Origin of the sequence: Arthrobacter sp. Soil762, assembly GCF_001428335.1 — a bacterium.
Taxonomy (GTDB): domain Bacteria; phylum Actinomycetota; class Actinomycetes; order Actinomycetales; family Micrococcaceae; genus Arthrobacter.
In genome coordinates this window covers 901,559-926,688 of the sequence record NZ_LMSG01000001.1, presented here as the reverse complement: position 1 = coordinate 926,688, position 25,130 = coordinate 901,559, and the positions used below count along the sequence as shown (strand labels likewise).

20 protein-coding genes and 1 tRNA gene are annotated in these 25,130 nt (G+C 65.7%); 12 read left to right on the top strand and 9 right to left on the bottom strand.

From position 1 onward, the window contains the following. Positions 1–45 precede the first annotated feature (45 nt). A complete protein-coding gene (locus ASG77_RS04360) occupies positions 46–972 on the bottom strand; it encodes a LysR substrate-binding domain-containing protein (RefSeq protein WP_056341383.1) in 927 nt (308 codons plus the stop codon). A 154-nt stretch (positions 973–1,126) separates the two neighbouring features. Between ASG77_RS04360 and ASG77_RS04355 the strand changes: the two genes are divergently transcribed. Beyond that, a complete protein-coding gene (locus tag ASG77_RS04355; protein WP_056341381.1) occupies positions 1,127–2,590 on the top strand; it encodes an amino acid permease in 1,464 nt (487 codons plus the stop codon). A 327-nt stretch (positions 2,591–2,917) separates the two neighbouring features. Then, positions 2,918–6,415, top strand: a complete 3,498-nt coding sequence (locus tag ASG77_RS04350) for a bifunctional proline dehydrogenase/L-glutamate gamma-semialdehyde dehydrogenase (protein WP_056341379.1) — start codon at positions 2,918–2,920, stop codon at positions 6,413–6,415. A 603-nt stretch (positions 6,416–7,018) separates the two neighbouring features. On the opposite strand, the gene ASG77_RS04345 is transcribed toward ASG77_RS04350, so the two are convergent. Next, the gene (locus tag ASG77_RS04345) at positions 7,019–7,873 is read right to left on the bottom strand and encodes a LysR family transcriptional regulator (RefSeq protein ID WP_056341377.1); all 855 of its coding nucleotides are present in this window, start codon (positions 7,871–7,873) and stop codon (positions 7,019–7,021) included. A 160-nt stretch (positions 7,874–8,033) separates the two neighbouring features. Here ASG77_RS04345 and ASG77_RS04340 point away from each other — a divergent pair, with 160 nt between their 5' ends. Further along, positions 8,034–9,416 carry an MFS transporter gene (locus tag ASG77_RS04340; protein WP_056341375.1) on the top strand — a complete coding sequence of 461 codons (1,383 nt, stop codon included), beginning with the start codon at positions 8,034–8,036 and terminating at the stop codon, positions 9,414–9,416. Positions 9,417–9,470: 54 nt separating this feature from the next. On the opposite strand, the gene ASG77_RS04335 is transcribed toward ASG77_RS04340, so the two are convergent. The 3 genes from ASG77_RS04335 to ASG77_RS04330 all read right to left on the bottom strand — a co-directional run bounded on the left by ASG77_RS04335 (position 9,471) and on the right by ASG77_RS04330 (position 10,982). Further along, entirely contained in the window at positions 9,471–10,625 is a 1,155-nt protein-coding gene (locus ASG77_RS04335) for a N(5)-(carboxyethyl)ornithine synthase (protein ID WP_056341373.1), read from the bottom strand. Further along, entirely contained in the window at positions 10,622–10,759 is a 138-nt protein-coding gene (locus tag ASG77_RS22175) for a hypothetical protein (RefSeq protein WP_167349828.1), read from the bottom strand. The genes ASG77_RS04335 and ASG77_RS22175 overlap by 4 nt, the downstream gene beginning before the upstream one ends. 149 nt (positions 10,760–10,908) lie before the next feature. Continuing rightward, positions 10,909–10,982 (bottom strand) — tRNA-Gly (locus tag ASG77_RS04330). 252 nt (positions 10,983–11,234) lie between these two features. Here ASG77_RS04330 and ASG77_RS04325 point away from each other — a divergent pair. After that, positions 11,235–11,678, top strand: a complete 444-nt coding sequence (locus ASG77_RS04325) for an SRPBCC family protein (protein WP_056341371.1) — start codon at positions 11,235–11,237, stop codon at positions 11,676–11,678. 3 nt (positions 11,679–11,681) lie between these two features. On the opposite strand, the gene ASG77_RS04320 is transcribed toward ASG77_RS04325, so the two are convergent. Then, positions 11,682–13,397: a CAP domain-containing protein gene (locus ASG77_RS04320; RefSeq protein WP_327019604.1), complete on the bottom strand. Its 1,716-nt coding sequence runs from the start codon at positions 13,395–13,397 to the stop codon at positions 11,682–11,684. A 138-nt stretch (positions 13,398–13,535) separates the two neighbouring features. Here ASG77_RS04320 and dcd point away from each other — a divergent pair, with 138 nt between their 5' ends. Together dcd and ASG77_RS04310 are read left to right on the top strand one after the other, a co-directional pair. After that, the gene (gene dcd / locus ASG77_RS04315) at positions 13,536–14,111 is read left to right on the top strand and encodes a dCTP deaminase (protein ID WP_056341369.1); all 576 of its coding nucleotides are present in this window, start codon (positions 13,536–13,538) and stop codon (positions 14,109–14,111) included. A gap of 321 nt (positions 14,112–14,432) precedes the next feature. Beyond that, on the top strand, positions 14,433–15,200 hold the full coding sequence (locus ASG77_RS04310) for a hypothetical protein (protein ID WP_235564294.1): 768 nt from the start codon (positions 14,433–14,435) through the stop codon (positions 15,198–15,200). A 66-nt stretch (positions 15,201–15,266) separates the two neighbouring features. Here ASG77_RS04310 and ASG77_RS04305 read toward each other — a convergent pair whose 3' ends face one another. From ASG77_RS04305 to ASG77_RS04295, 3 genes are all read right to left on the bottom strand, one after another. Continuing rightward, the gene (locus tag ASG77_RS04305) at positions 15,267–16,448 is read right to left on the bottom strand and encodes a cation:proton antiporter (protein WP_056341366.1); all 1,182 of its coding nucleotides are present in this window, start codon (positions 16,446–16,448) and stop codon (positions 15,267–15,269) included. Between the two features lie 5 nt (positions 16,449–16,453). Then, a complete protein-coding gene (locus tag ASG77_RS04300; protein ID WP_056341364.1) occupies positions 16,454–16,936 on the bottom strand; it encodes a cation:proton antiporter regulatory subunit in 483 nt (160 codons plus the stop codon). A gap of 64 nt (positions 16,937–17,000) precedes the next feature. Continuing rightward, positions 17,001–18,404 carry an MFS transporter gene (locus ASG77_RS04295; protein ID WP_056341362.1) on the bottom strand — a complete coding sequence of 468 codons (1,404 nt, stop codon included), beginning with the start codon at positions 18,402–18,404 and terminating at the stop codon, positions 17,001–17,003. A gap of 191 nt (positions 18,405–18,595) precedes the next feature. Between ASG77_RS04295 and ASG77_RS04290 the strand changes: the two genes are divergently transcribed. The 6 genes from ASG77_RS04290 to mnhG are packed head-to-tail and all read left to right on the top strand — an operon-like array spanning position 18,596 to position 25,078. Further along, a complete protein-coding gene (locus ASG77_RS04290; RefSeq protein ID WP_056341360.1) occupies positions 18,596–21,658 on the top strand; it encodes a Na+/H+ antiporter subunit A in 3,063 nt (1,020 codons plus the stop codon). Next, positions 21,655–22,245, top strand: a complete 591-nt coding sequence (locus tag ASG77_RS04285) for a Na(+)/H(+) antiporter subunit C (protein ID WP_056341358.1) — start codon at positions 21,655–21,657, stop codon at positions 22,243–22,245. The genes ASG77_RS04290 and ASG77_RS04285 overlap by 4 nt, the downstream gene beginning before the upstream one ends. After that, positions 22,242–23,849: a Na+/H+ antiporter subunit D gene (locus tag ASG77_RS04280; protein WP_056341356.1), complete on the top strand. Its 1,608-nt coding sequence runs from the start codon at positions 22,242–22,244 to the stop codon at positions 23,847–23,849. Before ASG77_RS04285 ends, ASG77_RS04280 begins: the two co-directional genes overlap by 4 nt. After that, positions 23,846–24,391: a Na+/H+ antiporter subunit E gene (locus ASG77_RS04275; RefSeq protein WP_056341354.1), complete on the top strand. Its 546-nt coding sequence runs from the start codon at positions 23,846–23,848 to the stop codon at positions 24,389–24,391. The genes ASG77_RS04280 and ASG77_RS04275 overlap by 4 nt, the downstream gene beginning before the upstream one ends. After that, a complete protein-coding gene (locus ASG77_RS04270; RefSeq protein ID WP_056341351.1) occupies positions 24,388–24,666 on the top strand; it encodes a monovalent cation/H+ antiporter complex subunit F in 279 nt (92 codons plus the stop codon). The genes ASG77_RS04275 and ASG77_RS04270 overlap by 4 nt, the downstream gene beginning before the upstream one ends. After that, the gene (gene mnhG, locus ASG77_RS04265; RefSeq protein ID WP_056341349.1) at positions 24,656–25,078 is read left to right on the top strand and encodes a monovalent cation/H(+) antiporter subunit G; all 423 of its coding nucleotides are present in this window, start codon (positions 24,656–24,658) and stop codon (positions 25,076–25,078) included. Before ASG77_RS04270 ends, mnhG begins: the two co-directional genes overlap by 11 nt. Positions 25,079–25,130 lie beyond the last annotated feature (52 nt).

Sequence of the window (25,130 nt, the reverse complement as noted above, 5' to 3'; positions counted from 1 at the left end):
GACTGTTTCCCCGGCTTACCCGCAGGTGACCGGGCCATCCGGCACCTAACTGGATGCGCCGCCGTCGCCCGTCATTGCTACTGAGATGGCGGTGGCGGCCAGCGTCTCGCGGGCGGCGAGGATGGCGGGCCGCTGCGCGCTGGCGCGGCGCACCGACGTGAACACGGTCCTGCGCGGATGCCCCGGCAGATCCAGCAGCCGGGCGGTTGTGCCCCGCCCCGTCCAGACGAGGTCCGGCATCAGCCCCACGGCATTTCCGGACTCAATCAGCCTGATTTGCGCTTGCAGGTCCGCTGTTTCGAAGCGCACATCGGGCTCGAATCCGGCACTCCGGCAGGCCTGCTCCGCCCAGTGTCGGGAGGCCGCGCCGCGGGGCTCCATTACCCAGGGCAGCGCGGCAGTATCCTCCAGCGACGTGATGGGCGGCCGGCCGGGAGCCGCCGGCGGAACGGCCAGCCGGATCGCGTCAGTGGTCAGCTTGATGCGGTCCAGCTCCGGGTAACGCGGGGCGGCGTGGCCCGGATACTGTTCCGCGATGACCAGGTCAAAATCGCGCGCCCACGTCTCATGAAGTGCCGTTTCGGGTTCGCGCTGGATCATTTCGATCCGCACCTCCGGGTACTCCGCCGTCATCCGCGAGAGCGTGTCCGGCATCAGCGCCAGGGCCGCGGACTGGAACACCGCAATCCGGACCGTTCCCGTGACAGTGGTCAGCGACGCCGCCAGATCCGCTTCCGCCTGCTCCATGGTTTCGAGCAGCTGGGCGGTGTGGGCCACCAGGACTTCGGCCTGGGGCGTCAGCTGCACGCGCCGCCCCGTCTTCCGGAGCAGCTCCACGCCCACTTCCTTTTCCAGCAGGGCAAGCTGCTGGGAGACCGACGACGGGCTGTACTGCAGTGCCTCCGCCACCTCCGCCAGGGTGCCCCGGATCTTCAGTTCGCGGAGAAGCCGCAGGCGTCGGACATCGAGCATGGCCACATTCCTTGATGAATCTAATGAATATTGGTTAGAAGTAGTCACTTTATCTAACGCAATTGCACTTGCATACTGGTGTACCTGAGTTACCCCCGTCACAGTCCGTTCACAGGGCGCCGCGACGGGGTCGCACCCCAAGCAGGAGTTCCTGATGAGCACTAAAGACATGACCCAATCGATCATGAGGCGCAAGCCCATCGACGACATTGAAGTGGAGAACAAGCACAGCGGGCTTTTCAAGTCCCTCGGCCTCTGGCAGCTCACAGCCATCGGTGTCGGCGGCATTATCGGCGTCGGCATCTTCTCCCTGGCCGGGCTGGTGGCGGCAGGCAGCGAAGATGCACCGGGTGTGGGGCCCGCGGTGCTCTTCTCCTTCCTGATCGCCGGCCTCGCATCCGCCGCGGCTGCCCTGTCATACGCCGAGTTCGCCGGCATGATTCCGCGCGCAGGGTCCGCCTACACCTACGGCTACGTTGCCCTGGGTGAGGTGATTGGATGGTTCATCGGCTGGGACCTGCTGCTCGAATACATTGCCATTGTGGCCGTGGTGGCCATTGGCATTTCGGGGTACTTCGACGCCTTCCTGTCCGGAATCGGGATTCATATGCCCGCCTGGATGACTTCGACGGCGGATGAGGGCAAGGGTGGCATCATGAACCTTCCCGCCATCCTGGTCTGCCTCCTGGTGACCTGGATCCTGTCGCGCGGCACCAAGGCGTTCGGCCGGTTTGAACTCGTGGCCGTAGCCATCAAAGTCATCCTGATCCTGTTCATCATCGGCTTGGGCGTCTTTTACATCGACACCAACAACTACAACCCGTTCATGCCCAGTGGCTTCGGCCCCGTGCTTGCGGGCTCGGCCACTGTGTTCTTCGCAGTGTTCGGCTATGACGCCATGAGCACTGCGGCGGAGGAGGCCACCGACGGCAAGAAGCACATGCCGAAGGCCATCGTGCTCTCCCTCATTGTGGCCATGCTTCTCTACGTTGCCGCCACGCTGGTTCTTACCGGCATGCAGAACTACCGGGACATAGATCCCAAGGCCGGGTTTGCTTCCGCCTTCACCAGCGTGGGCCTGCCCGTCATCGCCACCATCATTTCTGTTTTCGCCGTCCTCTCCATCCTCACGGTGATGCTGACCTTCCTGCTGGGTGTCACCCGCGTCTGGTTCTCCATGAGCCGCGACGGGCTCCTGCCCGGCTGGTTCGCCAAGACAGACAGGCACGGCACTCCGCAGCGCGTCACCTGGATCGCCGGCGTCACATCTGCGTTCCTGGCGGGCGTGTTCCCGATCAAGGAAGTGGCTGACCTGACCAACATCGGCATCCTGGCCGCGTTCGTCGTCGTCTGCCTCGCTGTGATCGTCTTCCGTTACAAGAAGCCGGACGCTCCGCGTTCCTTCCGGCTGCCGCTGATGCCCCTGGTGCCCGCCTTCGGCATCCTGTCCTCCGGATTCCTCATGACCCAGCTGCCACTGGCAACCTGGGGACGGTTCGGCGTCTGGCTCGTCGTCGGACTGGCCATCTACTTCTTCTATGGCAGGAAGCACTCGCTGATGAACCCCAACAGCCCGCGCCACGAAGAAGCTGTGGAGATGCACCGCCCGGTTGGCTGACTCCCCCCGGATGCTCTCTCACCTTTGGGGCGCGAACGTCGAACCCTCTCTCACATCCTGTGGGGGAGGGTTCGTTCGTTCGTTTTCCAGGGACTGCGAGAGGGTTGGGCCAAAACGCGCAGGAAGTGAGAGAGGGTTGGGCCAAAACGCGCAGGAAGTGAGAGAGCGTTGCTCAAAAAGTGGGGATTTCCTGACTGTTCGGACGGGATTTTGAACCGTTGGTTTTCCTAACCTGTATCGCTTAGAAAACATCGCTTTATCTTATGTGACTGCAAGCTCATACTGATGGATAAGACCCCTTCCAGACCAAGGAAAGAACGAGCAACCATGACTCACACTGCAACGGAAACCGCCGGACAGACAGACGTCCCGCAGGCCCGTGCCCTCGCGGCGGACACTATTACCCTTGTGCGCCGCTGGCTGACCGAGGCTTCGAAAGTTCCCGTTGATGCCTCGGCCGAGCAGCTCGCCGGTGTGCTGAAGGACCCGAACGGCCTGGACTTCACCGTTGGCTTCGTGGACGGCGTGGTCCGCCCCGAAGACCTGCACGTGGCGGCCCGCAACCTTGCCGCCCTGGCGCCGAAGGTCCCGGCGTTCCTGCCCTGGTACATGCGCAGCGCCGTCCGCCTAGGCGGCACCATGGCCCCGGTCCTGCCGCAGGTGGTCATCCCGATCGCCCGCCGCGTGCTCCGCGAAATGGTGGGCCACCTGATCGTCGACGCCACCGATGCCAAGCTGGGCCCGGCCATCGCCAAGATCCGCAAGGACGGCATCAAGCTCAACGTGAACCTCCTCGGCGAGGCCGTCCTGGGCGAGCACGAGGCATCCCGCCGGCTCGCGGGAACCCACACACTCCTGGCCCGCCCGGACGTGGACTACGTTTCCATCAAGGTTTCCTCCACCGTCGCCCCGCACTCCGCCTGGGCCTTTGACGAGGCAGTGGAGCACGTCGTTGAGAAGCTCACTCCGCTCTTCACGAAAGCCGCGTCCTTCGCCGCTGCTGCTCCAGGCGCCGGCGCCGGGAAGACCGCCAAGTTCATCAACCTGGACATGGAGGAATACAAGGACCTGGACATGACCATCGCGGTCTTCACCCGGATCCTGGACAAGCCGGAGTTCAAGAACCTTGAGGCCGGCATTGTGCTGCAGGCCTACCTCCCGGATGCACTCGCCGCCATGATCCGCCTCCAGGACTGGGCCGCCGAACGCCGCGCCAACGGCGGCGCCGCCATCAAGGTCCGCGTGGTCAAGGGTGCCAACCTGCCCATGGAACAGGTGGAGGCCTCGCTGCACGACTGGCCGCTGGCCACCTGGCACACCAAGCAGGATTCGGACACCAACTACAAGCGCGTCATCAACTACTCGCTGCACCCGGACCGGATCAACAACATCCGCATCGGCGTGGCCGGCCACAACCTCTTCGACATCGCCTTCGCCTGGCTCCTGGCCAAGCAGCGCGGCGTCGAATCCGGCATCGAATTCGAGATGCTGCTGGGCATGGCGCAGGGCCAGGCCGAAGCGGTCAAGAAGGACGTCGGCTCGCTCCTGCTCTACACGCCGGTGGTGCACCCGGCCGAGTTCGACGTCGCCATCGCCTACCTGATCCGCCGCCTCGAAGAAGGCGCCAGCCAGGACAACTTCATGTCCGCCGTGTTTGAGCTGAGCGAAAACGAGGTGCTCTTCGAGCGGGAGAAGCAGCGCTTCCTCGCCTCCCTGGACAAGCTCGACGACGCCGTGCCCCCGGCCAACCGCCAGCAGAACCGCAGCCTGCCGCCGCAGCCCCTGCCGCACGATTCATTCAAGGACACCCCGGACACCGACCCGTCGCTGCCGGCCAACCGCGACTGGGGCCGCGCCATCCTGGGCCGTATCCCGTCCTCGACACTGGGGAACGCCGCCGTCGAGGCCGCCACCATCACGGACGCGGACACCCTCAACACCGTCATCGCCACCGCCGTCGAAAAGGGCAAGGCCTGGGGCGCACTCTCCGGCGACGAGCGCGCGGAGATCCTGCACCGCGCCGGCGACGTCCTCGAGGCCCGCCGCGCGGACCTCCTGGAGGTCATGGCCAGCGAGACCGGCAAGACCATCGATCAGGGTGACCCCGAGGTCAGTGAAGCGGTGGACTTTGCCCACTACTACGCCGAATCTGCCCGGAAGCTGGAAAAGGTCGACGGCGCCACGTTCGTCCCGGCCAAGCTCACCGTGGTGACCCCGCCATGGAACTTCCCGGTGGCCATCCCGGCAGGGTCCACCCTCGCGGCACTCGCCGCCGGCTCCGCCGTCGTGATCAAACCCGCCAAGCAGGCCCGCCGCAGCGGTGCCGTGATGATCGAGGCCCTGTGGGAGGCCGGCGTCCCCAAGGATGTGCTGACCATGGTCCAGCTCGGCGAACGTGAGCTCGGCCAGCAGCTGATTTCCCACCCCGCCGTGGACCGTGTGATCCTCACCGGCGGCTACGAGACCGCCGAGCTGTTCCGCTCCTTCCGCAAGGACCTGCCGCTCCTGGCCGAAACCAGCGGCAAGAACGCCATCATCGTCACCCCCAGCGCTGACCTGGACCTGGCCGCCAAGGACGTGGCGTACTCCGCGTTCGGCCACGCCGGCCAGAAGTGCTCCGCCGCGTCCCTGGTGATCCTGGTGGGCTCAGTGGCCAAGTCCAAGCGCTTCCACAACCAGCTCGTCGACGCCGTCACTTCCCTCAAGGTGGGCTACCCGCAGGACCCCACCAGCCAGATGGGCCCCGTCATCGAGCCCGCCAACGGCAAGCTCCTTAACGCCCTCACCACCCTCGGCGAAGGCGAAACCTGGGCCGTGGAACCCCGCAAGCTCGACGAAACCGGCCGCCTCTGGAGCCCGGGCGTGCGCTACGGTGTCCGCCGCGGGTCCTACTTCCACCTCACCGAATTCTTCGGCCCGGTCCTGGGCGTCATGACCGCTGACACGCTGGAAGAGGCCATCGCCATCCAAAACCAGGTCGATTACGGCCTCACCGCCGGCCTGCACTCCCTGAACCCGGACGAGCTCGGCACCTGGCTGGACTCCATCCAGGCCGGAAACCTCTACGTGAACCGCGGCATCACCGGCGCCATCGTGCAGCGCCAGCCTTTCGGCGGCTGGAAGAAGTCCGCCGTCGGCGCCGGCACCAAGGCCGGTGGACCCAACTACCTCGCCGGCCTCGGCGACTGGGAGAGCACCGAAGCGTCAGCCACGGCCACCGTCACCAATGCGGCCGTACGCCGCGTCCTCGACGCGGCCGCAGGCTCCCTGCAGCCGGCCGAACTGGAATCCCTGCAGCGGGCGCTGGGCTCCGACGCCGAGGCTTGGGCCCACGAGTTTGGCACCGCCAAGGACGTGTCCGGCCTGAGCGCGGAACGGAACATCTTCCGCTACCGTGCGCTGCCGGTCACCGTGCGGCTCTCCGAAGGTGCCCCGCTGGCCCACCTGGCCCGGACCGTGGCGGCCGGTGTCCTGGCCGGTTCGGCACTGACTGTTTCCACCGCCGTCGAACTTCCCGCCCAGCTGCGCGCCGTGCTCACCGGGCTGGACATCACGGTCACTGTGGAGTCCGACGCCGGCTGGCTGGCTTCGGCGGCACGCCTCGCCGCGGCGGGCAAACTCTCCGGCGCGCGGATCCGCCTGATCGGCGGCGACGCCACGGCACTCGCCGAGGCCACGGACGGGCGTCCGGACCTGGCGATCTACGCCCACGCGGTCACCGAAGCCGGACGGGTAGAGCTGCTGCCGTTCCTGCATGAGCAGGCCATCAGCATCACGGCCCACCGCTTCGGCACCCCGAACCACCTCTCCGATGAGCTGATCTAGGCGGACCGAAACCCCCAGCAAAACACAAAAAGGCCCGGTGGCCGCCATCGGGGCGGTTGCCGGGCCTTCGCTATTGAATAGTTGAGCAGTGATCAAGTGGCTGCGCTCGGCGAGCCTGGAGACCGTAGCTAATCAGCCCAGATACCAGCCTGGGGGAGTCCACGATGCCGGAACATTGTGGGCGGAGAAATCTTCGCAACGGGTGCAGGTGTAGGCGACTTCGCCCAGTGTCCTGACCGCCCCGTCACGCCGGTAAACCGGTGGAATGTAGGACTCGAGATAGATGAATTCATCCGTGCCACATTTGTCGCACGTGGGCTTGCCGATGTACTCGGCGGCTCGCGAAATACCGGCGTTGTGGCTGGAATGATGCGTGACCAGCGGCCGTACAGTGCTATGTCGCTGGGTATATACAGTGTGTAAATGGGTGTTCTCGGCTGTCGTCATTGGCTGCCTATCCCGAGTGCGGCCGCATCATGGGCTGCATGGCGCACTCGTAGTGTTGAACCGGCCACTGCTTGACCCATGGATATTCCAGCATAGGCGAGGCGGGCTTTTACTTCAATGGTTCGTTTCCAGCCCTGATTCCTGCGGCAAATTCGGTCAAACCGACTTCTTGAGCGTCCGTCCGACGATGGTCTGGGTCAGCGCATCGATCACTTCGGCGTTGGCCAGCGGGTTACGGATCAGGGTGAAATCCACGTCGCCCACTGGAGGCAGGTCGAACCGGCGGGTGATGATCTTTAGGTCTTCGGGAACCAGCGACGTCGGCATCACAGCCACGCCGATGCCTGCCCGCAGTGCCGCAAGGACGCCACTGATCTGCCGGGTAGTGCACGTGATCCGCCAGGTCCGGCCGCTTGATTCCAGTGCATCGATGGCCAGCTTCCGGCTGAGGCTGGGGGAGGGGTAGGAGATCAGCGGTACGGGATGCCCGGGCTCCAGGGACGTCTGCTCCAGCCCCACCCAGGAAAACGTGTCGTGCTGGACCACGGTGCCGTCCTTGACGCCCGCCACCCACTTCACAAACACCAGGTCCAGCTGGCCGGCATTGAGTTTCTTGTACAGCTGGTCGCTCTGGCCAACGGTGAGCTCAAGGTTGATCTGTGGATAGACCTGGCGGAACTCGCGAAGGATCCGGGGGAGGCCGGTGATGGCGAGGTCGTCCGCCGTGCCGAACCGCAGCCGGCCCCGCATGGCCGAGCCGGAGAAGTATCGGGTGGCGGCATCGTGGGCCGAAAGGATGGTGCGGGCGAAGCCGGCCATCGCGTCACCGTTGTCCGTGAGCCGGACATCGCGGGTGTCCCTGCTGATGAGGATGCGCTTCGCCGCCGTCTCCAGCTTGCGGACATGCTGGCTGACGGTCGGCTGTGCCAAGCCCAGGCGCTCTGCAGCCTTGGTGAAGCTGAGCGTCTCGGCCACGGCCAGGAAGGAACGGAGCTGGGTGGGTTCGTACACAGCGGACTCCTTTGGCTTGGGCTGACTGTCCACCCACGTCAGAGTGGGAGTTATTACGTTTTGCAATGGTAGTTATAGATGCGATAGGACTACATAATCACCTGGAACCAGCCTAGCGTGGGAAGCATCCCAGTCCGCCCGCTTCCCTGAGGACATCCCTGTGGCACCCCCACCGCCAACGTCGGCAACCGTCAGCCAGCCCGTCATCGACTCCGCCTCCGCTACCGCCGCCTCCACCCAGACCCAACCCATCGCCGTCGTCAGTGAACACCTTCCCTGGCGGCACACGTTTATCTCCCTCAGAGTCTCCAATTTCCGGATCTTCGCGATCGGGCACTTTGTCGCCGTGATCGCCCTCTGGATGCAGCGGATCGCCCAGGACTGGCTGGTGCTGGAACTGTCCGGTTCCGTTACCGCCGTGGGCATCACCGTGGCGCTGCAGTTCCTGCCGTCGCTGCTCTTGGGGCCGTGGGGCGGCATGATGGCGGACCGGTTCGCCAAGCGCCGGATCCTCATCCTGTGCCAGAGTCTCGCCGCGGTCCTCGCCGCGGCGCTCGCGGCGCTAGCCCTGACCGGTGGCATCGAAGTATGGCACGTGTACGTCATCGCGCTTCTGCTGGGCCTGGTCACCGTGCTGGATCAGCCCGCACGCCAGGTGTTCGTCAACGAGCTGGTGGGCCCCAAATATCTCCGGAACGCCATCAGCGTCAACTCCACTACGTTCCAGCTGGGCGGGCTGATCGGCCCGGCACTGGCGGGACTGCTGCTCACCGCCGTCGGCGCCGGCTGGGCCTTCGCCGCGAATGCGCTGGCCTGCTGCTCCACGGTGGCCATGCTGCTGCTCCTGCGTAAGGACCAGCTGTTCGTCAGCGCTCCCGCGCCCAAGAAGAAGGGCATGTTGCGCGAAGGACTGCAGTACGCGCTCAGCAAGCCCACCATCTACTGGCCATGGCTGATGGCCGGCTTCATCTCCGTATTCGCCATGAGCCTGCCCGTGCTGCTCGCCGCATTCGCGGACCACGTGTTCGACGTCGGCGCCGGCGGCTATGGCCTGCTGAACGCCCTGGTGGCCCTGGGGGCGTTGGCCGGTGCTGTCGCGTCCACACGGCGCCGCCAGCTGCGGCTCCGCTCCGTGGTGTTCTGTGCCGGAATGTATGGCCTAATGCTGTGTCTGGCCGCGGTGGCGCCGTCCATGCTCTGGTTCAGCGTGGTGATGGTCCTGTCCGGATTCTGGTGCCTGATGTTCCTCACCGGCTCCAACCAGCTCGTCCAGATCAGCTCCAACATGGGCATCCGGGGCCGAGTCATGAGCCTGTACATCATGGTGCTGATCGGCGGCCAGGCCATCGGCGGGCCCATGCTCGGCTGGATCGCCGAGCACGTGGACCCGCACGTGGCACTCATGGTGTCCGGCGGGGTGCCGGCGCTCGCCGCGGTGACCGTCGCCGTCGTCCTGGCCCGAAAAGGCGCGCTGGCGCTCAGGGTGGACCTCAAGGACCGCCGCCACCCGCTGCGGATCGTCCGCCGGAGGGCCACGGCGTAAAGGGCTGCAGACTAAGGGCCGCGGCGTCTACGCCGCGGCCCAAAGCGGCAGAGCCTAAGCCGGCAGGTGCGGGTACTCGGCCTCGCGCCGCTGGAACTCCAGCACGTCCTTGTTGAGGACCACGCCCTCGCGGATTTCGATGGCGCGGGAAATGGTTTCGTTCCCGTCCCACTCCGCGGGGCCGCCGATGACCGTCTCAAGGAACGGCAGCAGGGCCTGGCTGATCTCCCAGCTGGAGGAATTCCAGAGGTAGGACGGGCTGTGGTCCACCGCGTAATAGTTGATGTGGTCGCCGATGGTAAACATCGGTTCTGCGAACGTGGTGGACCGCGCCCAGCTGAAGCCCATTCCCTCGTCGCACGAAACGTCCACGATCAGGCTGCCCGGGCTGAACGCCGCGAGGTCCTCAGTCCGCAAATACGTCAGCGGATTGTTCGGATCCTGCAGCGTGCAGTTGACCACGATGTCGCTCTCGGCCAGGAACGGTGCCAGCGGAACCCGGCCCCGCTCGGTGATGACCTGGCTCAGGAAGGGGGCCTTGTCGTCGTGATCAAACTGGACGATGTTGACCGAGTGGATCGGGGCGCCAACCGCCGCAACTCCGCGGTTGGTCAGCACCTGCACGTCGTGGATGCCATGCGCGTTCAGCGCGGTCACGGCGCCGCGGGCGGTCGCGCCGAAGCCGATCACCACGGCACTGAGGCGGCGGCCGTAGTCACCCGTGGAGCCGGTGAGCGAGAGCGCATGAAGCACCGAGCAGTAGCCGGCCAGCTCGTTGTTTTTGTGGAACACGTGCAGCCCGAATCCGCCGTCGCTCGCCCAGTGGTTCATCGCTTCGAAGGCGATGAGTGTGAGCTTCTTGTCGATGGCCAGCTGGGTGATGGCGCGGTCCTGGACACAGTGCGGCCAGCCCCAGAGGATCTGGCCGTCGCGCAGTTCCGCGAGGTCCTCCGGCTGCGGCTTGGGCAGGAGTACGACGTCGGCCTCCGCCAGCAGCGCTTCCTTGGTGGCCATTTTGCCCACGAGGGTTGAGAGCTGGTCATCCGAGACGCCGAAGCGCTCGCCATAGCCCTGCTCCAGGATGATGCGCTGCCGGAGTTCCGGAGCGATCCGCTCGAAATGCAGGGGGTGGATGGGGAGGCGGCGTTCGTCCGGTTTTCGGGTGGATGCCAGGACGCCCAGGGTCAGGTGGCTCTGTTGGCCACTCACTTCTTTTTTGCGGCCTTGGACGTGATGTCCAGGGAGGTGGCCGGCGCTCCGGCGGCCCGCTTGTCGGCGCGCTTTTCCTTGATGGACTTGCCGGCTTTTTTGGATGCTGCTTGACGCGGGGACTTGTCAGCCATGATTGCTCCTGTAGCGGAACCGAAGAGGTTCCTGACTTCTGACGATACACGGCTGGGCCTAACGGCCACGGGGTGATGGCCGTATGGGGTGGGAGTTGCCGCGCCGGCGCGCCAGCTGCTGTGGTGCGAAAAACGGTGGTGAGAAATATTGGAGCGGCTGACGGGAATCGGACCCGCGTATCAAGCTTGGGAAGCTAGCGCTCTACCATTGAGCTACAGCCGCATCGCCCCGTTTTCAGCGGGGCAGAACTTAGCTTAGCGCAGATGCGATCACGCGCCAGCAACCGTGACCACGCACTGGACCCGTGTCCGCCGGGATGGCCGCTACCGGCCGCGTCATCCAGTAACTCTTCAATAACGGCGCCGTCGGTGGCTAGGCCCGGGGCGGGCCGAGTGGCTACTCTGAACCCGTTAGCTGCGGTGTCATGGGGGTGGGGCGGGCTACCACCTGACCAGCCGCTAACTAAGGACTCCCATGGCATTTGCAGAGCACGAGGTGCTTATCCGGTGCGACGCAATGACCGTGTATGCGTTCCTGGTGGACGGAATGAACCTTCCCCTATGGCGCAAGGGCATCCGCAGCATCGGCTTGATGTCCGGTGCCGCCGGAACCAAGGGCGCTGTGTACCGGCAGACAACCACGGGCCGGTCAGGACGGACAATCCCCGCCGACTTCGAAATAACGCAGGCCAGGCCGGGCGCCGAGATCCAGTTCCGTGTGATTTCCGGACCGTCGCAGCCCACCGGCGGGTACTACCTCAGCACCGAACCGGCCGGCACCCGGGTCAGGTTCGCCCTCGAATACCAGCCCAAAGGCCTCCTGGGCCTGATGAACACCGGCATCCAGCGCACCATCAGGGCCGAAGTGTCCCAGCTCGCACGGCTCAAAGATGTCCTGGAAGTACGGACGGCCGCCTGAGGGCTACTGCGCCAGCCGCTGGCCCGCCCAGCTTCCGGTGATGTTCGACGGCGACGCCAGGGTTCCAGTGCTCAGGTTCCAGTACTGCACCACGTCATTGGCCCGGCGCAGCGCCACCCCCGTGGAGTTCAGGGCTGTCACGTCGCGCAGCGGACGGATCCCGGTGACATCAGTCCAACCGGTGGTGACGGTGGGCCGGGCTTCGGCGCGTGGCGCCGGAGTGCCGGCTCCGCGGTAAAGCTGCACACCGCCGTCGGACGTAATGGCCAGGAGATCCTGGAATCCGTCGGCGTCATAATCCACCATGCTCAGCTTCCTGGCCGCCACGCCGGTCGCCATAAGGGTGCGCGAGGACATGTCGGCCAGGCCCACGTTCGGGTAAAGATAGAGGGTGGTGCCCTCCAGGGCGACGAGCTGGGGGAGCCGGTTGTTTGCGCACCAGCCGCCGACGGCCAGCGTCAAGGTCGCCCAGCCGGACTGACCCAGCGTGACGAGGCTCCCAAACCCTCCACTGGCAAGACCTGGGTGGAGCGTCAGCCGGCCGTCGTTCCACTGCGTCAGGAGGTCATAGGCGCCGTCGCGGTCCCAGTCCGTGGTGAACACGTCCTTGGCCGTTCCGAATCCGGAGCCGATGACCTTGGCAGCACCAAAGGTCCTGTTCCCTGTGGAGGGGCGGTTGATGAGCTGGCCTGAGGCGTTGATGGTCACCAGATCAGCGGCACTGTTGATCGCCGCGTTAGCCAGATTCAGGGTGGGCGGCATGTGTTTGACGGCCGGATCGCACACGGTTGGCGTTGGGGCCGGGAAAGCGCCGCCGCCGGTGGAGCTGCCTCCGGGAGAGGTGACGGTACCGGCGGGCAGGGTGGTGTAGCCGAAGAAGTTCACCACGCCCCAGATGGTGTACAGGCTGTTCGTGTAGGAGATCCCGGCGCCCATGACGTTAAACCGCGGATCGAGCAGCATGGCGTTGTGGCCGGGCGAGGTTTTCCACCACTCCACCAGCTGCGCCGCGTTGCGGTCCGTGCGGATGGCAATGACCTCACCGCCGCTGCTCGGGTTCAGGGCGCGGGGATCGGTCCAGAAGCTGGCGCGGTGTTCAATGACTTCCCGGGAAGCGATGCTGTCGGACCATTCCTGCGCCATGCCGGCCACCGTGGGGTGGTACTTGACCGGTGCCAGGCCCTTGGATGCCCGGTAATTGTTAATCTCGTTGAAAACCGTGAGGATGGCGGCCGTGTTGCTGTCCGGTACCAGGGCCTCGGTGCCAAGAGATTCGGTGGTGAGGGATTCCGTTGCGGGGGCCGGCGGGGCTGGCGCCGCAGTTTTGTTGTGGGCCAGTTCGGATTCGGGGGCCCAAAGGGGTGGCACGGAGGGTGGCTCGGGCGCGATTGGTTCGGAGGCGGTGGTGACGGGTGCAGCCTCCGCTGACGCCGGCGGCGCCGCTGCGGTCCCTGACGTGCCTTCTCCGGCGGGCGCCGCCGGTGTGATCACCGGTTCCACGGCTGGGGCGAGCGGCGAACCGGTGCCGGTGTCCGCGTCGGCTGCGCCGTCGTCGTCTGCTGCTCTCGCCGGGCCCAACGCGACCGTGCGGGGCCCCAAGGCGCCGGCCTGTGCTGACGGCTCATTAACCGGCGGACCGGAATACATGCCGGCGGCCGGGGACACGAGTGCCAGCGCGCACAACATCGCCACAACGGCGGGCGCCGCAAGTTTATTCAAAACCAACCCCAGATCAGTTCAGTTGTACCAACCGGGAGACCATCCGGCGGCTGACATGCTGAGGCAACATTAGCCCCAGTAGGCGACAGCAACAACGAAAATGTGTGAGCTGTGGACAACGCATAGTAATTTGGGACGGTGCTGATCTCTGACCGCGACATTCGTGCCGAACTAGACTCCCAACGGATCGTCCTCGAACCGTACGATCCTGCGATGGTCCAGCCATCCTCGGTGGACGTGCGGATCGACCGGTTTTTCCGCCTCTTCGACAACCATAAGTACGCGCATATCGACCCCGCCGAAGAGCAGCCCGAGCTGACGCGGCTTGTGGAGGTGGAGAGCGGTGAGCCGTTCATCCTGCACCCCGGCGAGTTTGTCCTCGGCTCTACCTACGAGGCCGTCACGCTGCCCGATGACATTGCCGCCCGGTTGGAAGGCAAATCCTCCCTGGGCCGTTTGGGCCTGCTGACGCACTCCACCGCCGGCTTTATTGATCCGGGATTCTCCGGCCACGTCACCTTGGAGCTGTCCAACATGGCCACGTTGCCCATCAAGCTGTGGCCCGGCATGAAGATCGGCCAGCTGTGCTTCTTCCGGCTGACCTCTGCTGCTGAGTTCCCTTACGGCTCCGGCGAATATGGAAACCGCTACCAGGGCCAGCGCGGGCCGACAGCCAGCCGCAGCCACCTGAACTTCCACCGCACCGAGGTCTGAGCCTTTTCCATCGAGGGGTGAGGTCTCGGCTCTAACCGTCCGTCTTGGCGCCGAGATCTAACCTTTCGGTGCGGCAGCTTGGGACCACTACTCCTCCACTCTGTGGATAACCGGGTTGGGGCAGCCCGGCTGTGCCAACAATGGGTCATGCGGCAGCCCTCACCTCTTCCGGACCACCTCGCTGGACGTTCCTTCACCCTTCATGAGCAGGTCCACGCCGGCGTCCCCGCTGCGCGTGCATGGCGGAGTGATCTCCGCGTGGCAAGCCGCGGAGTGCGGGTTCCCTGGGGTGCGTCGCAACCTCTCCACCACACGTGCGCATTGCTGGCGACACTTTCTCCCGGTCTCGTCTGCTGTCTGGCCACCGCGGCGCTGCTGTGGGGCTGCCCGCTGCCATTGGCACTTCAGAACGAACTGAAAATCCACTTGGCGAAGATCGGCGGAGGCGCCCGGCCGGTGCGCAAGGGGGTATCCGGTCACCGGCTGGGCCTCCGCAGCCAGGATGTGGGGGAACTCGACGGCGTCCCGGTCACCTGCCCTGCGCGGACGTGGCTGGACTTGGCCGCGGTCCTGGACTTGGAGGATTTGGTGGCGGCGGCGGACTACTTCATCTGCAGCCAATCGAGGAGCTTCGGGCCTCAGAAGGACGCGCTGTGTTCACTCGGGGACCTTCTCGAGCAGGTCCACTCCACCCCGGGCGCCCGCGGTATCCGGAAAGCCAGGCAGGCTCTGGAACTGTGCCGGGTCGGGGCCGATTCCGCGCCGGAGACCCGGCTGCGGCTGGCCATCGGAAGGCTCGGACTGCCGGAACCCGCGCTGAGGTACGTGGTGCAGGACGCTACTGGGTGGGAACTTGCCTGGCCAGACGTGGCGTTTCCGGACTTCAAGGTGGCCGTAAATTACGATGGCCGGCATCACTTGGAAGAACGCCAGCGTGAGTCAGACATCCGGCGGGACGAGTCCATCGCGGCCATCGGCTGGGCATCGGTGACCGTCACAGCCGGGCATGTACGCCAGTGGGGCTTCGATGGGTGCGCCCACCGCGTACTGGACTCCCTTGCTCGGGCGGGATGGCGGATCGAGGGGTGAGGTCTCGGCGCCAACGGTCCATTATAGCGCCGAGATCTCACGTCTCGGTGCGGGGAGCGTGGTGGCCTACGCCTTCGCGGCCAACCGGACAGGCCCGCCGAACGCCTTGAGTACCGGTTCCACATAGCGCGCGGCCAGCGGCCCGAGGACGGCCATGATCAGCACGTAGGCGGTTGCCAAGGCGGCGAGGTCGTCCGGGACCACGCCCGACGCCACGGCCAGGCCGGCGATCACGATGGAGAACTCGCCGCGGGCAATCAGGGCGGCGCCTGCACGGAAGCGGCCCCGGCGTGCAATTCCGGCCCGTTTGGCAGCCCAGATGCCCGTGAGCATCTTGGTAGTGGCAGTGATGGCCGCCAGGATCAGAGCCCAGCCGAGTACCGGCGGGATGGTCGACGGGTCTGTGTTGAGCCCGAATGCCACAAAGAAGATGGCGGCAAAAAGATCCCGCAGCGGTTCCAGGATCCGGGTGGCGCTGTGGGCGGTAGCCCCCGAGATCGCAATACCCAACATAAACGCGCCCACGGCGGCCGAAACCTGCAAGGCTGACGCGACGCCGGCCACCAGCAGTGCGGCGCCGAGCAGGTTGAGCAGGAAGACTTCGGAATTTTCGCTGTGCACCGCTTTTGATACACGGTGGCCGTGCCGCAGCGCCACCATTAACACGACGGTGACCACCGCCAGCGAGATTGCTACCGTGCTGAGCCCGCCCAGGAAGCTCACACCCGCGAGGGTGGCGGTGAGTATGGGCAGGTACACAGCCATGGCCAGGTCCTCGAACACCAGGATGGACAGCACCACGGGGGTCTCGCGGTTACCGATCCGGCCCAGGTCCGTGATGACCTTGGCGGCGATCCCTGAGGACGAGATATACGTGACGCCGCCCATAACCATGGCGCCCACCGTTCCCCATCCGAGCAGGAGCGCCAGTGCTGCGCCCGGGATGAAATTCAGCACCAGGTCAAGAACACCGGCCTGCCAGGACCTGCGCAGACCGGTGAAAAGCTCGGCAGCCGTATATTCCAAACCGAGCATCAGCAGCAGCAGGATCACGCCGATTTCGCCGGAGAGATGTGCGAATTCGTGCATACCTTCGAGTTTGACCACACCGCCTGCGCCGAAGGCGAGTCCGCCAACGAGGTAGAGCGGGATGGGTGACATTCCGATCCGTCCGGCCAGCCTGGCCAGGAGGCCGAGGCAGAACACAACGGCCCCCAGTTCAATGAGGGTCAGGGCCAGCGGGTCCATGACGCTCAGCCGTTGCGCAGGATATCGGCCGCCGAATCGAGGCCTTCTTGCGTTCCAACTGCAACGAGGAGGTCACCGGAGTGAAGTACGACGTCGGGTCCCGGCGACGGGAGCACTTCGCCTTCACGCATGATCGCCACGATCGAGACTCCGCACCGGGTGCGGATGCAGGCCTTCCCCATGGGCTGGTTCTGGAACGGGGATTCCGGCGCGATGGAGAACTGCCGGGTCACGATGCCCGGGATCTCCCGGTGCTCTTCAGTCAGCTTCATGGCAAGGTGCTGCCCGCCCAGGAGGTTACCCAGGGTGGCGGCCTCATCGCCGGTCAGGGGAATCGACGCCTGGCAGGTGTCGGGATCGTCCCAAGTGGAAACGATGAGTTCCATCGTGCCCTCGCGCAGCTCCACGACGCCAATGCGGCGGCCGGAAGTCGTCATGAAGTCCTTCCGCCGGCCCAGGCCGGGGAGGTCAGTCTCGTCCACGTTCATACCACCAGCCTAGTCTTTGCAGGCCGGTTTCGGGCGGGGGGTGCGGCTGAAGTGGCCGTTCGCGCTAGGAGGCTGGAACGACGGCGATGGCGGTCTTGTCCGGCGACTTCACCGGCAGCAGGACCAGCAGGCCGGCGAGCAGCACCACCATAATGCCCAGGATTCCCCAGCGCTGGGCCTCGCCGGGCGCAACCAGTGGAGTGGCCAGCGCGATGCACAGGGTGAACAGCGCCGGGGCCAGGAAACTGACGGCCCGGCCGGTGGTGGCGTAAAGGCCGAACAGCTCGCCGGACTCGCCGTGGGGTGCCAGCCGGGCCAGGTACGCCCGCGACGAGGACTGGGCAGGCCCCACAAACAGGCACAGGAACAGCCCGAAGACCCAGAAGGTGGTGCTGCCGGCCCACGGTGTGCCAAAGAAGATGTAGTTTTCGTTGCCGAGGACCAGGATCATGGTCCCGGCGACCAGCAGCCCCACCAAGGAACCCATGATCACGGCCTTGGGCCCCACCCGGTCGTCCAGGAACCCGCCGATGATGGCGCCCACGGCAGCCACCACATTGCCGAAGATGGCAAAGAAGATGACCTGGGACAACTCGAAACCGAACGTGCCGGCCGCGATGATCCCGCCGAAGGTGAACACGGCCGCGAGGCCGTCCCGGAACACTGCGCTGGCCAGGAGGAAGTAAATGGTGTGCGGGCTGGTGGCGTAGATTGCCTTGATCCGGCGGATCAGGAGGCCGTAGGAGGCCAGGAAACCCAGGGGTTGGGCCCGCCCCGGCCGCGGCAGTTCCGGGACGGCGAACAGTACCGGCAGGGCAAAGATGAAGAACCACAGGGCGGAGAACACGGCCACCAGCCGGATGTTCAGGCTGTCTTCGGTGGAGGCGCCGAACCAGTCGAAGCTCGGCTGCACAAACAGCTGCAGCACAATCAGCAGCGCCACAATGCCGCCCAGGTAGCCCATGCCCCAGCCGAATCCGCTGACCCTGCCGATGTTTTTCGGCGTGGAGATCTGGGCCAGCATGGCGTTGTAGTTGACGCCGGCGAACTCGAAGAACACATTCCCCAGCGCGATCAGGGAAACGCCCAGCAGCAGGAACTCCGGCCGCGGGAATACAAAGAAGCACAGGCCCGTCAGGATGGCGACGGCGGCCGTGTTGACCCCCAGCCACAGCTTACGGCGCCCGCCGGTGTCCGAGCGCTGCCCCGTCACCGGAGCGAGCAGCGCGATGGCTATCCCGGCAATGGCCAGCGCACCGCCAAGAACGGCCGACGCCTGATCTTTGCCGCCGAAGGCATTGGAGGTGAGGTAGACGGTGAAAACGAAGGTGGTCATGATCGCGTTGAAGGCCGCAGATCCCCAGTCCCAGGCGGCCCAGGCGAGGACCCGGGCCTTGCCGGTGGCCTGAGTTCCGGACGCGAGTTCCGATGACGGCTGCATGGCCTCAGGAGCGCTGGCGGTGTTCATAGGCTGAATCGTATCCGCCCCTGGCGAACATCGCGGTCATCATACGCCGGACACCCGGGAAATTCCAGGGACCCGCGATCTGGGCGGGAAAAGTGTCAGTGGTGCCTTGATAAACTGTGGCCACCGAACCTGACGAATGACCGCCTGCCCTGACTTTTGACAATCGAATCCCTGACGTTGCGGAGATACCAGTGATCACAGTCCTTGCCGTGCACTTTGCGGTGGCTGCCGTGGCGCCGTTTCTCTTCAGGGCATGGGGCCGCAACGCTTTCTATGCGCTGGCCGCTGTACCCGCTGCTTCGTTTGGCTGGCTGCTGTTCCAGCACGGCGCCGTGTACTCGGACGCCGGCGCGGTCTCGGAAGTCTTCCCGTGGATCCCCGGGCTTGACCTTGAATTCGCCTTCCGGCTCGATCCCCTTGCCTGGGTGATGTCGCTCCTTGTCCTGGGCATCGGCGCCTTGGTGCTCGTCTATTGCGCCCGGTACTTCAGCGTCAAGGACCAGGACCTCGGAGGCTTCGGCGCCCAGTTCCTTGCCTTCGCGGGAGTGATGTTCGGCCTGGTGATCGCTGACGATCTTCTTCTGATGTTCATCTTCTGGGAACTCACCACCATCCTGTCCTACCTGCTGATCGGCTTCGCCCGCACCCGGCTGGCGGCCCGGCGTTCGGCGCTGCAGGCATTGATGGTCACCACCGCGGGCGGGCTGGCCATGCTGGTGGGCCTGGTTATGCTGGGCCACAGTGCCGGCACGTACCGGATCTCGGCGATCCTGGCTCAGGCTCCCACGCTGATAAGTGGACCTTCCGGCGCAATCGTGGCCGCCGCCGTCGTACTTATCCTGGCGGGCGCCATCAGCAAGTCCGCGCTGGTTCCTTTCCACTTCTGGCTCCCGGGAGCCATGGCGGCCCCCACTCCGGTGAGCGCGTACCTCCACGCCGCGGCTATGGTGAAGGCCGGAATCTACCTGGTGGCGCGGCTCGCCCCGGGATTTTCCGACACCGCCAACTGGCAGTCCATTGTGCTGGGCCTGGGCCTGGCCACCATGCTGGTTGGCGGCTACCGGGCGCTCCGGCAGACCGACATCAAACTCATCCTGGCGTACGGCACCGTCAGCCAGCTGGGTTTCCTGACCATGGTGGTGGGGCTGGGCACTCCGGACGCGGCCCTCGCCGGCCTCGCGATGCTTCTCGCCCACGGACTGTTCAAGGCCACCCTGTTCCTGGTGGTGGGCATCATCGACCAACAGGCCGGTACCCGCGATGTGCGCCAGCTGTCCGGCGTTTTCCGGCAGTCCCGCGCGCTCGGAATTGTGGCCGGCATCGGTGCCGCCTCGATGGCCGGCGTCCCGCTGCTCGCCGGATTTGTGGCCAAGGAATCAGTCCTGGAAGCCTTTGTCCACCACGCTTCCGGCGGCGAGGCCTGGAGCATGGTGGTGCTCGCGGGTATCGTCCTCGGGTCCATTCTCACCTTCGCCTACAGTGCACGCTTTATGTGGGGAGCGTTCGCGGTGAAGCCTGGGATTGAGCGGACCACGTTCAAGGCCGTCAAGCCTTCCTTCCTGGCGGCCCCGGCCCTCCTCAGCCTCCTCAGCATCGTCTACGGCCTCTGGCCGGCGCCGGTGGACGCCTGGGTCCAGCCCTACGCCGCGCTGTTCGCCTCCACCGCGTCCGACGCCGGCACACCGGCCGAGCAGGCCGGCCACCTTGCGCTGTGGCACGGTTTCACCCCCGCCCTGGGACTGACCGCTCTCACGTTCGCCCTGGGCCTGGCGATGTACTTCGGACGGAACCTGGTGGCCCGCGCGCAGTCCCGCATTCCCGGCTGGATCGACGGCGACCGCATGTACCAGCTCACCATCGGCGCCCTGGACGACACCGCGGTCTGGATTACGGGCCGCACGCAGCGTGGTTCCCTGTACTTCTACCTCGCCGTGATCCTCACGATGGCGTTCGCGCTGCCGCTGACCGCCATGGTGCTGGCGGGCAAGCCGCTGCCGGACAACCTGTACTTCATCGATCCCTACTCGCCGCTGCAGCCCGTGGTCGGGGCGGGAATTGTGATCGGCGCGCTGGCCGCGGTCAAGGCCAACAAACGGTTCCTCGCCGTGCTGATGGTGTCCGTGACCGGATATGGGATCGCCCTGATGTTCGCGCTCCAGGGCGCGCCGGACCTGGCCCTCACACAGATGCTTGTGGAAACCATCATCCTGGTGGCCTTTGTCCTGGCCATGCGCAGCCTGCCCGCGGAACTCCGCGACCGCACCGGCGGCAAGTACCGGGTGATCCGCGTGATCATCGGGGCGGCGTTCGGCGTCACCATGGTCTTCGCCGCTATCCACGCCATGGGCGCCCGGGTGGCCGTCCCCGTGTCCCTGGAATTCCCGCGCCTTGCCTATGAAGGCGGCGGCGGGCTGAACATCGTCAACGTGACCCTGGTGGACATCCGCGCCTGGGACACTTTCGGTGAAATATCCGTCCTTGCCCTGGCCGCCACAGGTGTTGCCAGCCTCATCTTCGTCCGCGGCCGCGGCGACCGGACCAGGGTCTCTGAAACCATTGCCGAGGGCAGCGTCGGCCGCCAGGTCGCAGTGGATCCCGGATCGCGGGAAGCCGCGGCCCTGGCCATCAGCCGCAAATTCGCCGCCTCCGCCCGGGATGCCTGGATCGTGGCGGGGCGCACGCTGGCACCGGAACGGCGTTCCATTATCTTTGAAGTGGTCACGCGCCTGATCTTCCACTCCCTGATCATCTTCTCGCTTTACCTCCTCCTGGCCGGCCACAACCTGCCCGGCGGCGGCTTCGCCGGCGGCCTGACTGCCGGGCTTGCCCTGGCCATCCGCTACCTGGCCGGCGGCCGGTTCGAACTGCGCGAGGCCACGCCCGTAGGCGCCGGAACGCTGCTGGGGATCGGGCTCGCTACTGCGGCGGCGTCCGGTGTGGTTCCTCTGCTGCTGGGCGGCCAGGCGTTCCAGACCGCCATCATCGAACTCTGGCTTCCGGTGTTCGGGGACATCAAATTCGTCACGTCCACCATCTTCGACATCGGCGTCTACATTGTGGTGATCGGCCTGGTGCTGGACGTGCTGCGCAGCCTGGGATCCGAGATCGACGAACACTTCGAAGAGCAGAGAACTGCGCCCGCCGAGGACGCGCCAAGCGACGACGCTCCTGCCGCTGCAGGGGTGCACGCGGACGTGCACGCCAAGCAGCCCGCGGGCGTCCCCGCCGAAAGCACCGCGAAGGGCCAAGGATGAGCGTCAACCTGACCCTGCTGACCGTGATGGGTGCCCTGTATGCATGCGGCATCTACCTGATCCTGGAACGCAGCCTCACCCGGGTGCTGCTAGGGCTGATGCTGCTGGCCAATGCCACCAACCTGCTGATCCTGGCCACCGGCGGCTACGCAGGCCTGGCGCCGCTGTACAACAAGGACACCGGCGCCCAGGAGTACTCGGACCCGCTTCCGCAGGCCCTGATCCTCACGTCGATCGTGATCTCGTTCGCAGTGACGGCGTTTATGCTCGGCATCATTTACCGCACGTGGGTCCTGGCCCGCCAGGATGAGATCCAGGACGACATCGAGGACCTCCGTGTCGCCGAGACACCCCGCTTCGACGCCGAGGATGACGCCCCCATTCCGGCCGAAACTTCCGAGTTTCCCCTGACCATGCTGGGCGGCGACGGGCGCACGGTCTCGGATCACCCCACGGCGGCGGACGCCCCGGATGAGACCGGTTCCGTCACCGCCGGTGCCAAGAAGATTCCTGCCTCGGATGCCGCCGCTGAAGAGCAACCCGGCTCGCGGAACGTAACCCCTGGTCCCGAAGGAGGTGTGAAGTGAACATCGCAAGCTTTGCCCCGCTCGCCGTCGTACTTCCCATCCTCGGTGCCGCCCTGGCCTTCCTGCTGATCCGGCACTCCCGCGCCCAACGCGCGGTGAGCATCGGCGTGCTATCCCTGACACTCCTGCTGGAGTGCCTGCTGCTGGCCTCTGTATGGGACGGCGGAACCGCCGCAGTACACATCGGTGGCTGGCTGCCGCCGTGGGGCATCACCATGGTGGTGGACCAGTTCTCGTCCCTCATGCTCGTGGTGTCCTCCGCTATCAGCCTCGCGGTGCTGGTCTACGCCACCGGGCAGGGCATGGCCGACGGCGACCAGGACGCCCCGGTGTCGATCTTCCACCCCACCTACCTGATCCTGGTGGCAGGGGTCTCCAACGCGTTCCTGTCCGGGGACCTGTTCAACCTGTACGTCGGCTTCGAGATCCTGCTGACGGCAAGCTACGTACTGATGACACTTGGCGGAACCGGCCCGCGTATCCGCGCCGGCGTCACTTACGTGGTGGTTTCCGTGGTGTCCTCGGTGCTGTTCCTGATCTCCATCGCCATGGTCTACGGCGCCACCGGAACCGTGAACATGGCCGATCTCGCCATCAAGCTCGCGGACCTGGACGAGGGAACCCGGACCCTGCTGCACGTGATGCTGCTGGTGGCCTTCGGCATCAAGGCGGCCGTGTTCCCGCTCTCGTTCTGGCTGCCTGACTCCTACCCCACGGCGCCCGCGCCGGTCACCGCCGTGTTCGCCGGCCTGCTGACCAAAGTTGGTGTGTACGCGATGGTGCGCACGGAAACCCTGCTCTTCCCCGGCGACGGCCTGAACACTCCGCTGATGGTGGCGGCGCTGCTGACCATGGTGGTGGGAATCCTTGGCGCCTTGGCCCAGAGCGACATCAAACGTCTGTTGTCCTTCACCCTGGTGAGCCACATCGGCTACATGGTGTTTGGCCTGGCCATGTCCTCGGTGGCCGGGCTGGGCGCCGCCGTGTTCTATGTGGCCCACCACATCACCATCCAGACCAGCCTCTTCCTGGTCACGGGCCTGATCGAGCGCCGCGGCGGCAGCTCCTCCGTGGACCGGCTGGCAGGCCTCGCCAAGCTGTCACCCATCCTGGCCCTGCTGTTCTTTATCCCCGCCATGAACCTGGCCGGGATCCCGCCGTTCTCCGGTTTCCTGGGCAAGGTGGGGCTCATCCAGGCGGGCATCGAGCTGGGCACGCCCCTGGCCTACGCCCTGGTGATCGGCGGCGTGGTTACCAGCCTCCTGACCCTGCTGGCTGTCGCGAGGGTCTGGAACCGCGCATTCTGGCGCAAGCCCTCGGACGCCGAGCACCCGGACCCGGTCCTGCTGGCCGAGCCGGAGGATTCGGACACCGGCAGCCGGGCAGGCCGCAAAAACGTCACGTTGCTGCCCCGCACCATGGTGGGCTCAACCCTGGGCCTGGTGGTCCTGGGCGTCTCACTCACTGTTTTCGCGGGCCCGCTGTTCACGCTCTCGGACCAGGCCGCCCACGAAATGCTGGACCGGTCCGCCTACATCCAGGCCGTCCTGGGCGAGGATACACAAGTTCCCCCGCTGGCCCTGAAAGACGGAGGCGGCAAATGAGCCGACGGCGGATTTCCCTGCGCCAGGAACTGCCCCTCCTGGTATGGCTGGTGATTGTCTGGGGCGCCCTGTGGCAGGACTTCAGCCCCGGCAACCTGCTATTCGGCGCGTTGCTGGCCGTGCTTGTGGCCCGGATGTTCTACCTGCCGCCGGTGGAGCTCAGCGGCCGCTTCAACATTCTTCACGCCATTCCTTTCGCCCTGCATTTCCTGGGCAGGGTGGCGGCAGCCAGCGTCGAGGTCATGTATCTGGCGGCCGTCCGCGGTCCGCGGGTCATCAACGCCGTCGTCGCGGTGCCGTTGCGGAGCCACCAGGACCTGATGGTCACCGCCACCGGGCACGTGATTTCGCTGATCCCGGGCTCCCTGGTGGTGGAGGTCGACCGGTCAACGTCCACCCTCTACCTCCACGCGCTCAACGTCAGCAGCCCGGAAGAAGTGGAAAGCCTGCGCAAGGAAGTCCGTTCCATCGAAGCGGGCCTGATCAGGATCATGGGCACCCGCGAAGAACTCGAAGCAATCCGGCAGGAGGCCGCAGCATGATGCAGACCGTCCTGGCTGTCACGGCAGTCATTCTTTCGCTGGCAGCGGCAGGAGCCATCATCAGGATCTCCCGCGGCCCGTCGCTGCTGGACCGGGTGCTGGCCTCCGACGTCCTGCTCGCGATCCTCGGCGCTGCCCTGTGCATCGACATGGCCGTCAACCGGCACCTGAACAACCTGATGCTGCTGGTGGCGCTGTCCGTGGTTGGCTTCATCGGTTCGGTGACCGTGGCGCGCTTCGTGGCCGACCGGCGGGAGCAAGCCAATGAATCCTGAGGCCAGCGTGGTTGACAACGTCATCGACACCGTCTCGGCGGTGTTCCTGGTGGCGGGTGCCCTTATGTCGCTCGCCGCCGCTGTGGGCCTGCTCCGCTTCCCGGATCTGCTGAGCCGCATGCACGCGGCCACCAAGCCCCAGGTGCTGGGGCTGTTCCTGCTCCTGGCGGCGATCGGCCTGCAGCTGCGCAGCTGGTGGGTGTGGCCGGTGCTGCTGGTGGCCTGGATCTTCCAGCTGCTGACGGTGCCGGTTTCCGCCCACATGGTGGGCCGCGCCGGGTACCGCACCAAACACCTGCACCGTGAGCTCCTCAGCTCCGATGAACTCGAGGCCGTGGTTCAGAAAGCGGCCCAGTCGGCCCGGGATGAGTCTTCCCGGGATGACGAGTCCGACGGCGGCCGGCGGGACTGAGCGTCACGCGCAGCCCCAGCGTCCCGTGTGAGTTTTGTCCAGATAATCGGGT